Raw genomic sequence first — 12773 nt, forward strand, 5'->3', positions numbered from 1 at the left:
TCACCGCGCGCAGCGGACGATCACAGGAGTCGTAAACATGAAATTCAAGTGCAATTGCACGGGGTGGCCGTTGGTGGCCAGTCTCGCGGCAAGCGTGCTGGCGTGGCCGGGTTTTGCCGCCGCGCTGACACTCGATGAAGCGCTGCGGCTGGCGGAAACCCATGCGCCGTCGCTGAATGCGCAAGACGCAAAAATCCAGGCCGCCAGCAGCGCCGCCATCCCGGCGGGGGAGTTACCCGATCCGAAACTGGTGCTGGGCGTGCAGAACTATCCCATTGGCGGCCCGGATCGCTACAGCCTCAACCAGGACTTCATGACCATGCAAATGGTTGGCTGGCGCCAGGACATGCCCAACGGCGACAAGCGCAAGGCGCGCATCGAGGTCGCCGACGCGGCCATTGAACGTGCGTCGGCGGAGCGTCGCGTCGAGCGCCTGAAAGTCCGTCAGGCCACGGCACTGGCCTGGATCGGCAGTTATTCGGTGGAGCGCAAACAGGGTTTGCTTCAGGACTTCTACAAGGAAAACCGTATGCTGACCGACACCGTCCGGGCGCAGATCGCTGGCGGCCGCGCGCAACCTGCCGACGCCGTGACGCCGAAGCAGGAAGCCGCCCGACTGGCGGAGCAGGAAGACAACCTGACACTGGAGCGCACCCAGGCCCGAGCGGCCCTCAAACGCTGGATCGGTGCAGCCGCCAACGACAGGCCCGAAGGCAACTTGCCGCAATGGCCGGTCGAGCCCGCCACCTTCAACCATCAACTGCAACACCATCCCGAACTGGCCGCGTTTGCGCCCATGACCCGCGAAGCGCAGGCGAAGGTGCAAGAGGCGGTGTCCGAGAAAAAGTCCGACTGGAGCTGGGAAGTGGATTACCAGCACCGTGGCCGCGAGTTTGGCGACATGGTCAGTGTGCAGTTTTCCTGGGATTTGCCGCTGTTCCCCGAGACGCGGCAGAACCCGAAAATCGCCGCCCGACAAGCCGAACTCAGCCAACTGGAAGCCGAGCGCGAAGCCCTGTCCCGTGAGCACACCGAGCAATTGGAAAACCAGTTGGCCGACTACGCGCGCCTCGACCGGGCGCTGCTGCGCAGTCAGCAAAGCCTCGTGCCGCTGGCCAAAGAGAAAGTCGACTTGAGCCTGGCCAGTTATCGCGCCGGCAAGGGCGATCTGAACGCGGTGGTCAGCGCCCGCCGTGAACTCATTGAGGCTCGCTTCCAACAGATCGACGTGGAAGAACAGCGCGCGCTGACCGCTGCGCGTCTGCACTTCGCTTATGGGGAGACCCGCCTGTGAACCGACCCAATTTCAATGGCTTCTGGCTGGCCGGTCTCGCCCTCGCAGTGGGCGTTGCCGCAGGCTACGGCGTGGCTTATCAGCGCATGAACGGCGAACCCGGCGCAGCTCCGGAGCAGGGTGCCACATCGAAAGCCCTGTACTGGTACGACCCGATGTATCCGCAGCAGAAGTTCGACAAACCGGGCAAGTCGCCCTTCATGGACATGCAACTGGTACCGCGATACGCCAGCGACGGCGTAGGCAATGCGACGGTCAGCATCGATCCGGGCCTGACCCAGAATCTGGGCTTGCGCACGGCAAAGGTCACGCGCGGGGCCTTTGCCTCCAGCCTCGATGTGACGGGCGTACTGGCGTTCAACGAGCGGGATGTAGCGGTGATCCAGACGCGTACCAGCGGGTTTGTCGAATGGGTTTATGCCCGGGCACCGGGGGATGTGTTGGCGGCAGGCGCGCCGTTGGCAGACATTCTCGTACCGGACTGGGCGGCGGCGCAGACCGAGTTTCTCGCCCTCAAGCGCAGCGGCGAGCGCGAGCTGATTTCGGCGGCGCGCCAACGGCTGCAACTGACCGGCATGCCAGCGAACCTGATTGCCCAGGTGGAACGCAGTGGCAAGGTTCAGCCGAACCTGACCGTCACCAGCCCGGTGGGCGGCGTGGTACAGGAGCTCAATGTGCGCACCGGCATGACCGTGGCGAACGGCGAAACACTGGCGCGGATCAATGGCCTGGGCAGTGTCTGGCTCGCCGTAGCGGTGCCGGAGTCGCAGACCGGCTCAATCACCGAGGGGCAGTCCATCGAAGCGCGATTGCCGGCGTTTCCCGGCAGCGTGTTCAACGGCAAGGTCAGCGCGATTCTGCCGGACACCAACCCCGACAGCCGCACCCTGCGCGTACGGGTCGAATTGGCCAACGCTGATGGACGCTTGCGGCCGGGGATGACCGCACAAGTGCGGCTGAACCACCCGACCGGGCAAGACAAGCTGTGGGTGCCGACCGAAGCGGTCATCCGCACCGGCAAGCGCGCGTTGGTCATGCTCGCTGAAGAGGCGGGGCACTACCGCCCGGTAGAGGTACGTCTCGGTCAGGAAAGCGACGGCAAAACGGTGATCCTCAAAGGTCTGGAGGAGGGGCAGGAAGTGGTGACGTCCGGCCAGTTCCTGCTCGATTCCGAGGCCAGTCTCAGGGGCATCGTCGCCGAGCCGCTTGAGGTGGACGGGAACGCCTCGGGGAGCCAGCCATGATCGCCGCGCTGATTCGCTGGTCCGTGGCCAACCGCTTTCTGGTGCTGCTGGCGACGCTATTTGTCACGGCCTGGGGCGTGTGGTCGGTGCAGAGCACGCCGATCGATGCGCTGCCGGATCTGTCCGACGTGCAGGTGATCATCCGCACGCCGTATCCCGGACAGGCGCCGCAGATTGTCGAGAACCAGGTGACCTATCCGCTGACGACCACCATGCTCTCGGTGCCGGGGGCGAAAACCGTGCGCGGCTATTCGTTCTTCGGTGACAGCTTCGTTTACGTGCTGTTCGAGGACGGCACCGATCAGTATTGGGCCCGCTCGCGGGTGCTGGAATACCTGAGCCAGATCCAGAGTCGTCTGCCGGCCAGTGCCAAACCGGCATTGGGACCGGATGCCACCGGGGTCGGCTGGATCTATCAGTACGCGCTGGTGGATCGCAGCGGCGGGCACGACCTGGCACAGCTTCGCGCCTTGCAGGACTGGTTCCTCAAGTTCGAGCTCAAGACCCTGCCCAACGTCGCTGAAGTCGCCACGATCGGCGGCATGGTCAAGCAGTATCAGGTGCAGCCCGACCCGGTGCGGCTGGCCAGTCTCGGCATCACCCTGGCGCAGGTGCGTGAGGCCATCGGCAAGGCCAATCAGGAAACCGGCGGTGCCGTGCTGGAAATGGCCGAGACCGAGTTCATCGTGCGGGCATCCGGCTACCTGAAGAGCCTCGACGACTTCCGGGCGATCCCGCTCAAACTCGGCGCCGGTGGAGTGCCAGTGACCCTGGGCGATGTCGCGACGATCCAGACCGGGCCGGACATGCGCCGGGGCATCACCGAGCTGGACGGCCAGGGCGAGACCGTCGGTGGCGTGGTGATCCTGCGCAGCGGCAAGAACGCCCGCGAGACCATCGCGGCGGTCAAGGCCAAACTCGACGACATGAAAAGCAGCCTGCCGCCCGGCGTGGAGATCGTCACCACTTACGATCGCAGCAAGCTGATCGACCGCGCCGTCGATAACCTCAGCCACAAACTGCTCGAAGAGTTCATCGTCGTCGCGCTGGTTTGCGGGATCTTCCTCTGGCATTTGCGCTCTTCATTGGTGGCGATCATCTCGTTGCCGGTGGGTGTGCTGATCGCTTTTATCGTGATGCGCCATCAGGGGCTGAACGCCAACATCATGTCGTTGGGCGGGATTGCCATCGCCATCGGCGCGATGGTCGATGCAGCCGTGGTGATGATCGAGAATGCCCACAAGAAAATCGAAGCGTGGCACGCGGCCAATCCGGGACAGGAACTCAAGGGCGAGCGCCATTGGCAGGTGATGACAGACGCGGCAGCGGAAGTGGGGCCGGCGCTGTTTTTTTGCCTGTTGATCATCACGCTGTCGTTCATTCCGGTGTTTACCTTGCAGGCTCAGGAGGGGCGGCTGTTCGGTCCACTGGCGTTCACCAAGACCTACGCGATGGCGGCGGCAGCGGGCTTGTCGGTGACACTGGTACCGGTGCTGATGGGCTACTGGATTCGCGGGCGGATTCCGGATGAGCGCCGCAACCCGCTCAACCGCTGGCTGATCCGGATCTACCAACCGGCGCTGGATGCGGTGTTGCGCCGACCGAAATTCACCTTGCTGGTGGCGCTGCTGGTGTTCATCAGCGCGGCATGGCCGATCTCCAGGCTCGGTGGCGAGTTTCTCCCGCCGCTGGACGAGGGCGATCTGCTGTACATGCCGTCGGCCTTACCGGGACTGTCGGCGCAAAAAGCCTCGCAGTTGCTGCAACAGACCGATCGCCTGATCAAGACCGTGCCTGAGGTCGAGCATGTGTTCGGCAAGGCCGGCCGTGCCGAAACCGCCACCGACCCTGCACCGCTGGAGATGTTCGAAACCACCATTCAGTTCAAGCCCCACGAGCAATGGCGCCCGGGCATGACCCCGGAAAAACTCGTGGAAGAACTGGATCGTGTGGTGAAGGTGCCGGGCCTGACCAACATCTGGATTCCGCCGATCCGCAACCGCATCGACATGCTCGCCACCGGAATCAAAAGCCCCATCGGCGTGAAAGTCGCCGGCAACGATCTGGCCCAAATCGATGCAGCGACTCAGGCCGTCGAACAGGTGGCCAAAGGCGTGCCTGGCGTCAGTTCCGCGTTGGCCGAACGCCTGACCGGTGGCCGCTACATCGACGTCGATATCGATCGCATCGCGGCCGGCCGATACGGGCTGAACATCAGTGATGTGCAGTCGATCGTCGCCGGTGCCATTGGTGGCGAGAACGTCGGGGAAACCATTGAAGGGCTGGCGCGGTTCCCGATCAACATCCGTTACCCGCGAGAGTGGCGCGATTCGCCCGGTGCGTTGGAACAGCTGCCGATCTACACGCCTTCGGGCAGTCAGGTCACCCTCGGCATGCTGGCGAAGATCAAGGTCACGGACGGCCCGCCGATGCTCAAGAGTGAAAACGCCCGACCGTCCGGCTGGGTGTACATCGACGTGCGGGGGCGGGACATCGCTTCGGTGGTGGCTGATCTGCGCCGCGCGGTCAGCGAACAGGTCAAGTTGCAGCCGGGCATGAGCCTGAGCTACTCGGGGCAGTTCGAGTTTCTCGAACGGGCCAACGCTCGCCTGAAACTCGTGGTGCCGGCCACGCTGCTGATCATCTTTGTGCTGCTCTACCTGACCTTCGCCCGCTTCGATGAGGCGCTGCTGATCATGGCCACGTTGCCATTCGCCCTGAGCGGCGGTGCGTGGTTTCTCTACCTGCTGGGCTACAACCTGTCGGTCGCCACCGGGGTCGGGTTCATTGCGCTGGCCGGGGTCTCCGCCGAGTTCGGCGTGATCATGCTGCTCTATCTGAAAAACGCCTGGGCTGAACGCGAAGACCTCGGCGATCGCACCGAGCGCGGACTGGTCGAAGCGATTCGCGAAGGCGCTGTGCAGCGCGTGCGTCCGAAAGCCATGACCGTGGCCGTGATCATCGCCGGTCTGTTGCCGATTCTGCTCGGTAGCGGCTCCGGCAGCGAGGTCATGAGCCGCATTGCCGCGCCCATGGTCGGCGGCATGGTCACGGCGCCCTTGTTGTCCCTGTTCGTCATCCCGGCGGCGTATCGACTGATGCGCCGTCGTCACTTGTCCGTTGAAACCCTCCAACCTGAAGGAAAAACCTCATGAAACTGATCCCGATCACTGTTGCCGGCACGCTGGTTGCGTTTGCATTGACTGCCCACGCCGAGGACATGCCCGGCATGAAGATGGACGACATGCAGGGCATGCAGATGCAGGCCGCCACTCAACAGGCTCCGGCCGCGAATGCCGAAGGCACGATCAAGGCCATCGATGCCACGAAGCACACTGTGACCATCGCTCATGGTGCGGTTGCGGCGTTGCAGTGGCCGCCGATGACCATGGGGTTTGCGGCAACTGAGGAACAGTTGGCCGGGTTGGCGGTGGGGGACCGGGTGAAGTTTTCGTTCCGGATGGAGGGCAGCAAAGCGACGCTGGTTTCGATCAGCAAGTAAGGCTGTGACGTAAAAAAAAACGGCGCGAATCATCGCGCCGTTTTTTATTCAGGTTTTCAGATCGAGCGCTGATTGACCCGTTGCATCAATTCCTCCGCCGACTCCTTGCGCTCCGAGTAGCGATCCACCAGGTCCGGGCGATCACGCAGCAACAGCGTGAATTTCACCAGTTCCTCCATCACGTCAACCACCCGGTCGTACAGCGCCGAAGGCTTCATGCGATTGCCTTCGTCAAATTCCAGATACGCCTTGGGCACCGACGACTGATTAGGGATGGTGAACATGCGCATCCAGCGGCCCAGCACGCGCAGTTGATTGACCACGTTGAACGATTGCGAACCGCCGCAGACCTGCATCACTGCCAGGGTCTTGCCCTGGGTCGGGCGCACCGCACCGAGCGCCAGCGGCACCCAATCGATCTGCGCCTTGAACACCGCCGACATCGCGCCGTGACGTTCGGGCGAACACCAGACCTGGCCTTCGGACCATTGCATCAGCTCGAGCAGTTCCTGGACTTTCGGATGGTCGCCGGGCGCATCGTCCGGCAGCGGCAAGCCCGAGGGGTTGTAGATCCGCGTCTCGGCTCCGAAGTGCTCCAGCAGTCGCGCGGCTTCTTCCACCAGCAATCGGCTGAACGAGCGTGGGCGGGTCGAGCCGTACAACAGCAGAATGCGCGGCTTGTGGAGTCCGTCGTCGCGGGTGGTTTTCTGAATCAGTGATGGATCGAGGTTGGGCAGGTCGGTCATGACGGCTCCGGTCACAGCGTGCTGATGCGGTCGAGCTCACGCTTGAGGGCATCGCGGTCGAGTTGGGCGAAGGGCAGGGCGAGGAAGGCCCGGCAGCGGGTTTCGATCCGGGCGAGGGTCCCGTGGAAGGCTGCGTTGATGGCGGCTTCATCGCCGCGCACCTCCGACGGATCCTCCAGCCCCCAATGGGCCTTCAAGGCCGGGCCGAAGTAGACGGGGCAGGCTTCGCCGGCAGCCTTGTCGCACACGGTGATGACAATGTCCGGCGGGTTGTCTTCGAAGGCGTCGTTGCCCTTGCTGCTCAACCCGGCGATGGAAATGCCGGCCTCCTGCAATGTGGTCAGGCTGCGCGGCAGCACCTGGCCCTTGGGGAAACTGCCGGCGCTGACCGCTTCGAAACCTTGCGGCGCAAGGTGATTGAACATCGCTTCGGACAGAATGCTGCGGCAGCTGTTGGCTGTGCACATGAATAGAACGCGCATGTTCGGTCCTCAGCAGCAGGCGGATGTATTGAGCGGGCGGTCACCCATGGCATCGAGCCGGGCGCTGTTTTCTTCCAGCCACGCGGTGTTGGCGGCCAGGGTGGTTTCAAGCAGTGTGCGGATCCACGCTGGCAGGTCAGGGTTGAGCCGGTAATAAACCCACTGGCCCTGACGGCGATCCAGCAGCAAGCCGCAGGTGCGCAACTGCGCGAGATGGCGGGAAATCTTTGGCTGACTGTCGTCCAGCGCGCAGACCAGTTCGCAGACACACAGCTCACCGTCACGGGTGATCAGCAGCGTGGCCCGGGCGCGGGTTTCGTCGGCGAGGCATTTGAAAACGGAGGCGGGATTGAGCATGACAATGCCTTCAATACATATGGTTGTCCGAATATACGGATTTCCATATGTATTGGGCAAGCCTCTTCTTTAATGAACTCTGCGGAAACGCTGTCAGAGAGGATCACGCAAGGTAAAGGGCCAGGATGTCGTGCAGTGGACGGGCAAGGGCGAGCGTCCGTTTGACTGTTATCAGTTCCGAACCTGCCAGACGCTTGCTGCCCAGTCTGCAGAAAACACCGCCCGGATCGATGTGCAGCGAAAACAGTCCGATGACCTCGTTCCCAATGACTTTTACGATCAACTCCATGAAGGCTTCATGCGGTGTGCTGGCGGTCAGGTAGGTGAACTCCTCAACAGTAGCACTGCCAGCCCAAGACACTTCATCCCAGGCCAGACGATCCAGGTGTATGAAGTTTTGCTGCGTCTGCAAATCCTCCACAAGCGCTCGCAATACATTCACAAACCGCTCACACGTAAGGATTTCGAGTTCGTATCGATAAAGGCCTGAGGGGGCAGTGCCGACGACTTTGGCGGTCAGGAGGTAGCTCTGCGCAATTTCCGAAGGCTGTCCATCCCAGCCATTCAGGTCGGATACCGGCGGGCACCAAATGACCTGAATTGTTTCGCCGGTGCGGATCAGTTCGCTTTGATCAAAACGGGCCGATGTGGTTTGGCCAACACGTGGCAATAAGTCGTGGAGGTGGAGTACCGGGGCACTGTAATCGATGCCGGAGTCCTGTGACCAGAATGTGGGGAAGTGGATTTTCATGGGGTGATCGTAGTTCATCATGTGGCTCTCGGGTCTTCATCAGCCGGTAAAACGCTTACCAGGTTATCGCCAGCCCAGGCGCTGGCTGAAGGCCAGATGCTCGCCAATCCACAACCCGCGAGGGTGACTTTTTCGGGGTGAGTGATAGCATGTGGCCTTCATTGCGAAACAACGCGTGCTTTGACTTGGTCGACTGCCAGGACATCAAGTTTTCATCTTCAATCAATGCAGATTTATCAATGATCAAGATTGCGATACCGACGTTTATCCTGCTGCTGTGCCTGCAGGGTTGTGCAGAGATGCCTGCGTATTCGAACGTACAGTCCGGTGAGCCGAGCGACGAAACCCGTTACACCGTCGTCGAAACCGATACCTATGCCGGAAGGCCTCAGCGCTCCTGGGGGGACGGCGAGCCAAACCTGAACATCATTAGAATCAACGACAAGAAAGTGGGGAACATTCCATTCTCCACTTACTATTACAAGAATGACTCGCCTCAGCGTGCTGTGCTGATCCCGGGGAAGTACACGATTCAACTGGAATACAATCTGCCGTTGCAGTTCCTGTTTGCCGATCTGGAGTTCGAAGGCAAACCCGGTCAAAAGATCATCGCCCGTTCGCAATATGTGGGTCTCAACCGATTGGAAATATGGTTGGAAGACGCGGCTACCGGTGAAATCGTTGGTAAGCGTGTGCACTGACAAGGTTAAAGCGATGGCTGTGAAGTAACGCGCTTTCAGCGATTGAACGAAGAGGGGGATTTTGAATACTTATTCAAAATCCCCCTCTTGTTTTTTGACCCCGTAAGTTCGGGCGATTCAGCGCTTGCTGAAAGCCAGTCGCGCCGCAAACAGCACGAAAATCATCCCGGTGGTGCGATCCATCCAGCGAATCACCTTCTCCCGTCGCAGAAACCCGGACAGGGGCTGTGTCGCGCCGATCAACACCAGCGACCAGAGCAACCCGAGCACCACATGAATGCTCACCAGCCCGAACGTCCAGGGCACAAGCGGCTGCCCTTGCGGAATGAACTGCGGCAGAAACGACACGTAGAAAATCCCGATCTTCGGATTGAGCACATTCCCCAGCATGCCCTTCAGAAACCAGTTGGCCCCCGGCTTGCCGTTGGCCTCGGCGGGAGCCAACGAGCGGCGAGGGCGCAACAACATGTTCAACCCGAGCCACGCCAGATAAGCCGCGCCGCAGTACTTCAACAGGTTGTAGGCCAGCTCCGACACCGCAATCAACGCCCCGAGGCCGAACGCCACCGCCGCACCCCACAACAGGCAACCGGCGTTGATGCCCAACGCAGCGCGCAAGGCCTGTTGCTTGCCTTCGACGGTGGCGGTGCGCAGAACCAGCGCGGTGTCGAGACCGGGTGTCAGCGTCAGCAGTGTGGCGGCGAAAGTGAAGGCGAGGAGGTTATCGGCGATGGACATGGCACGTGGGTTTCCTGTTCTGGATGGGGGAACGGTAGCGGTTTCAGGCGGGGGGATCCAGCAGGGAGATGAGGCGGGGTTCGATGGCGTCAGGTTGTATCTCAAGGATTGCCAGGGTGACCGGCAGTTTGAAACGCCGGGGACCGGCGCTGCCCGGATTGACGTAGAGCCGGTCGCCGCGCCATTCGATTCGGGGTTTGTGGGAGTGGCCGGTGATGATGAGTTTCACGTTGGGGTCGAGGTCAGTGGGGACGTCGGCGATGTCGTGGACGAGGAGGGTTGACCAGCCGTTGAGGTTTACGCTCAGGAGGTCGGGGAGGTCTTGGGCCCACGGACTGTTCAGATCGTTGTTGCCGCGCACTGCATGGACGGGGGCGATTTTGGCCAGTTGCGCGAGGATGTCCGCGTTACCGATGTCGCCGGCATGGATGATCTGATCGCAGCCTTGCAACGCGGCCAGGGCTTCGGGGCGCAGGAGGTTGTGGGTGTCGGAGATGAGGCCGATCTTCATACGGAGCTCCGGGTTGAGTAGGGCCGGGATGCTGGCTTCCACCGAATTCAGCCTGTCGGCTCAGCGGGTTTCGCTATCTGTTCGCTTGTCAGATCACCTTGCAGTTCCCTGAGACCCGCTGGGCTTGAGTAGAGTTTTTCCATAGCCAGTACTTCGGTCAGTTGTTCCGGCGAAAGTGTCTTCTCTTCCTTCTCAAGCTCCACGCGCATGGGGCCTGCGATATTGTCAGGCAGTGTCTGTTTGAGCGCTACACGCAATAACCCGCAAGCCTTGCGCTTGTTCTTCTCGAAGCCTTGCCCGTTATCGAGATGAACGGCAAGGGTAACGAGCGAAACAGCGTGTCCTTGAAGGGCCGCCTGCAACAACCAGCGATTCGCCAGTGGGTAGTTAACCGGCACATCAGTGCCACTGCTGTAGAGGTTGCCGAGGACGAACTGTGCCTTGGCGTCACCCTGTTCGGCTGCGCGGGTATACCAATGCAATGCGGCAGGCAGATCTTTGGGAATGCCTGTGCCAACGCCGTTGAAATAAGCCGCTCCCAACATTCCGGATGCCTGGCTATCGCCGGCAGTGGCCGCTTGGGTAAGTAGTTTCACGGCTTGTTGAGGGTCTGCTGAAACGCCGTGACCAAACAAGTAGAGGTTACCCAGTAATGTCAGAGCCTCGTTATCGCCCTGAGCGGCTGCTTTGCTGGCCCAGTTGAAAGCCTGCCGAGGGTCTGCTTCGACACCACTACCTTTGTAATAAAGGGAGGCGAGTTGACGTTGAGATTTGGCATGACCTTGTTCTGCAGCCTTGCGAAACCATGTAGCGGCCTGGGTAAAGTCCCTCGGTATTTCCAGGCCCGCAATGCTCGAAACACCCATGAAATACTGGGCGTCTGGGTTACCGTGCTCAGCCGATTCGCTTATCAACTGCAGGCCTTTTGGTCGATCAACTTCAACACCTCGACCGTAATATTCAATGAGGCCGAGCTTGAACTGCGCGAGACGATCTCCTTTTTCTGCTGCGCTCAAATACCACTCGGCAGCTTTGCCAGGGTTGCGGCCAACTACCAGGCCATCCTCGTAGGCTGAAGCGATCAAGGTGGTGAGGTTAAAAGGGCTTCGCCACAGCGTGATAAAGAAGGTAACAACGATATATGCAACGACGCTAAGGATTAGAACAACTGAAAACCGGCGCAATTTCGAATCCGTTCATAACGTGGTAAGCGGGGGAGTGTATCGATGCTTTTTCGTACTGCCCAGTCTTACAGGGTTCTAACCTGTTCTCCTCCATAGACAATATTTGGCGTTCACACTTTTCACTCATCCTTAACGTTGTGAACCGGTCTCAAGCCTGAGAGGCTGGCGTGAGGTTTACCATAAGGACATACGGACATGAGCACGCCAAAAATTTTGATCACGGGGGCTTCGGGCCAGATCGGCAGAGCTTTCTGGACCGCGCGGGACGATAAATCCGATTTGCGCCTGGCCGATATGGACGTCGCAACACTCCCGGAATCGGCACAACGTTTCTCTCTCGACATCAGGGACCAAGCCAGTTCTCTCGAAGCCTGCGAAGGCATACACACCGTGATCCATCTCGCTGCTGATCCGAACCCGGACGCCGACTTCACGTCTTCGCTGCTGCCTGTGAATATTATCGGCACCTACAACATGCTGTTCGCCGCAAAAGCTCAAGGCTGCAAGCGCTTCATATTTGCGAGCAGTGCCCAGGCGATTGAGGGTTATCCGAAAGACGTCCAGATACATGAAGGGATGGCACCGAAACCAGGCAACCTTTATGGGGTGAGCAAAGCGTTTGGCGAAGCGCTGGCTTCGATGCATGCAAACGATGGTCAAATGACGACAATCGCGGTCCGTATTGCAAACGTCGCCAGATTTCACGCTGGCGAAACCCACAGCCCCCGGGACGTGGCTGCGTTTATCAGCTACAGGGATGTCGTTGCGTTACTGGAGCGATGCGTCGAGGCCGAGCTGAGCGGATTCCATGTTGTCCATGGCGTCTCGGATAACCGCTACAAACGGCTTTCAATTGATCAGACCAGAAAAACCGTTGGGTACGCGCCCCTTGATAACTCATTCGAGATTCTGGAAGGGCGCGCTTGATCTGATTGAGTGCGGTAGCTTTCAGGTCACCTGAGTACATCACGAACGACCCAACGGATGCGGCAGGAGTGGAAGGGGACTGATTTATTATTTGAAAAATATATCAGTTCCCTGTTTCTAATAAATGCTCAACAGTTTATGCCAGTCTCATTTAATTAACACGAAAATACTACGGTAGATGGCTTGCCTTTTCGATTTATTAAACTAACCTGTTTCACAATGGCAAGAGATAAAGGCTTTATTTTGTACTTTCAGTAATATCCCGAAAATTTAGAGTTGGATATGCTGGGGGTGATACTTTCCCTGCTATTCGGATGGATGGGCGAAAGTATGGGA

General features: G+C 59.9%; 13 protein-coding genes. 6 read left to right on the forward strand and 7 right to left on the reverse strand.

Annotated elements, in window-relative coordinates:
• Positions 1-37 precede the first annotated feature (37 nt).
• The 4 genes from IF199_RS13240 to IF199_RS13255 are packed head-to-tail and all read left to right on the forward strand — an operon-like array spanning position 38 to position 6040.
• Positions 38-1294: a TolC family protein gene (locus IF199_RS13240; protein ID WP_192560685.1), complete on the forward strand. Its 1257-nt coding sequence runs from the start codon at positions 38-40 to the stop codon at positions 1292-1294.
• On the forward strand, positions 1291-2538 hold the full coding sequence (locus IF199_RS13245) for an efflux RND transporter periplasmic adaptor subunit (protein WP_192560686.1): 1248 nt from the start codon (positions 1291-1293) through the stop codon (positions 2536-2538). Before IF199_RS13240 ends, IF199_RS13245 begins: the two co-directional genes overlap by 4 nt.
• On the forward strand, positions 2535-5693 hold the full coding sequence (locus IF199_RS13250) for an efflux RND transporter permease subunit (RefSeq protein ID WP_192560687.1): 3159 nt from the start codon (positions 2535-2537) through the stop codon (positions 5691-5693). Before IF199_RS13245 ends, IF199_RS13250 begins: the two co-directional genes overlap by 4 nt.
• The gene (locus IF199_RS13255; protein WP_192560688.1) at positions 5690-6040 is read left to right on the forward strand and encodes a copper-binding protein; all 351 of its coding nucleotides are present in this window, start codon (positions 5690-5692) and stop codon (positions 6038-6040) included. Before IF199_RS13250 ends, IF199_RS13255 begins: the two co-directional genes overlap by 4 nt.
• A 56-nt stretch (positions 6041-6096) precedes the next feature.
• Here the strand turns inward: IF199_RS13255 and arsH are convergent, their stop codons facing one another.
• The 4 genes from arsH to IF199_RS13275 form a co-directional block, all read right to left on the reverse strand.
• On the reverse strand, positions 6097-6786 hold the full coding sequence (arsH, locus tag IF199_RS13260; protein WP_192560689.1) for an arsenical resistance protein ArsH: 690 nt from the start codon (positions 6784-6786) through the stop codon (positions 6097-6099).
• A gap of 11 nt (positions 6787-6797) precedes the next feature.
• Positions 6798-7268: an arsenate reductase ArsC gene (locus IF199_RS13265; RefSeq protein ID WP_102621626.1), complete on the reverse strand. Its 471-nt coding sequence runs from the start codon at positions 7266-7268 to the stop codon at positions 6798-6800.
• 9 nt (positions 7269-7277) lie between these two features.
• Entirely contained in the window at positions 7278-7625 is a 348-nt protein-coding gene (locus IF199_RS13270; protein WP_192560690.1) for a metalloregulator ArsR/SmtB family transcription factor, read from the reverse strand.
• 103 nt (positions 7626-7728) lie between these two features.
• Entirely contained in the window at positions 7729-8397 is a 669-nt protein-coding gene (locus IF199_RS13275) for a hypothetical protein (RefSeq protein ID WP_244142468.1), read from the reverse strand.
• A 218-nt stretch (positions 8398-8615) separates the two neighbouring features.
• On the opposite strand from IF199_RS13275, the gene IF199_RS13280 reads away from it, so the two are divergent.
• A complete protein-coding gene (locus IF199_RS13280) occupies positions 8616-9077 on the forward strand; it encodes a hypothetical protein (protein WP_096821712.1) in 462 nt (153 codons plus the stop codon).
• 117 nt (positions 9078-9194) lie between these two features.
• On the opposite strand, the gene IF199_RS13285 is transcribed toward IF199_RS13280, so the two are convergent.
• The 3 genes from IF199_RS13285 to IF199_RS13295 are packed head-to-tail and all read right to left on the reverse strand — an operon-like array spanning position 9195 to position 11510.
• Positions 9195-9815, reverse strand: coding sequence for a LysE family translocator (locus IF199_RS13285; RefSeq protein ID WP_192560691.1), 621 nt, complete (start codon positions 9813-9815; stop codon positions 9195-9197).
• Between the two features lie 43 nt (positions 9816-9858).
• The gene (locus tag IF199_RS13290) at positions 9859-10326 is read right to left on the reverse strand and encodes a metallophosphoesterase family protein (protein ID WP_096821714.1); all 468 of its coding nucleotides are present in this window, start codon (positions 10324-10326) and stop codon (positions 9859-9861) included.
• Positions 10327-10373: 47 nt separating this feature from the next.
• On the reverse strand, positions 10374-11510 hold the full coding sequence (locus IF199_RS13295) for a tetratricopeptide repeat protein (protein WP_192560692.1): 1137 nt from the start codon (positions 11508-11510) through the stop codon (positions 10374-10376).
• A 195-nt stretch (positions 11511-11705) separates the two neighbouring features.
• Between IF199_RS13295 and IF199_RS13300 the strand changes: the two genes are divergently transcribed.
• Positions 11706-12437: an NAD-dependent epimerase/dehydratase family protein gene (locus IF199_RS13300; protein WP_192560693.1), complete on the forward strand. Its 732-nt coding sequence runs from the start codon at positions 11706-11708 to the stop codon at positions 12435-12437.
• The last annotated feature ends 336 nt before the right edge of the window (positions 12438-12773 follow it).

This window comes from Pseudomonas allokribbensis, from assembly GCF_014863605.1.
GTDB classification, from domain to species: domain Bacteria; phylum Pseudomonadota; class Gammaproteobacteria; order Pseudomonadales; family Pseudomonadaceae; genus Aquipseudomonas; species Aquipseudomonas allokribbensis.

Coding starts and splice junctions, on each gene's coding strand:
- IF199_RS13240 (WP_192560685.1), top strand. CDS start 38: ATGAAATTCAAGTGCAATTGCACGGGGTGGCCGTTGGTGGCCAGTCTC.
- IF199_RS13250 (WP_192560687.1), top strand. CDS start 2,535: ATGATCGCCGCGCTGATTCGCTGGTCCGTGGCCAACCGCTTTCTGGTG.
- IF199_RS13255 (WP_192560688.1), top strand. CDS start 5,690: ATGAAACTGATCCCGATCACTGTTGCCGGCACGCTGGTTGCGTTTGCA.
- arsH (WP_192560689.1), bottom strand. CDS start 6,786: ATGACCGACCTGCCCAACCTCGATCCATCACTGATTCAGAAAACCACC.
- IF199_RS13265 (WP_102621626.1), bottom strand. CDS start 7,268: ATGCGCGTTCTATTCATGTGCACAGCCAACAGCTGCCGCAGCATTCTG.
- IF199_RS13270 (WP_192560690.1), bottom strand. CDS start 7,625: ATGCTCAATCCCGCCTCCGTTTTCAAATGCCTCGCCGACGAAACCCGC.
- IF199_RS13275 (WP_244142468.1), bottom strand. CDS start 8,397: ATGATGAACTACGATCACCCCATGAAAATCCACTTCCCCACATTCTGG.
- IF199_RS13280 (WP_096821712.1), top strand. CDS start 8,616: ATGATCAAGATTGCGATACCGACGTTTATCCTGCTGCTGTGCCTGCAG.
- IF199_RS13285 (WP_192560691.1), bottom strand. CDS start 9,815: ATGTCCATCGCCGATAACCTCCTCGCCTTCACTTTCGCCGCCACACTG.
- IF199_RS13290 (WP_096821714.1), bottom strand. CDS start 10,326: ATGAAGATCGGCCTCATCTCCGACACCCACAACCTCCTGCGCCCCGAA.
- IF199_RS13300 (WP_192560693.1), top strand. CDS start 11,706: ATGAGCACGCCAAAAATTTTGATCACGGGGGCTTCGGGCCAGATCGGC.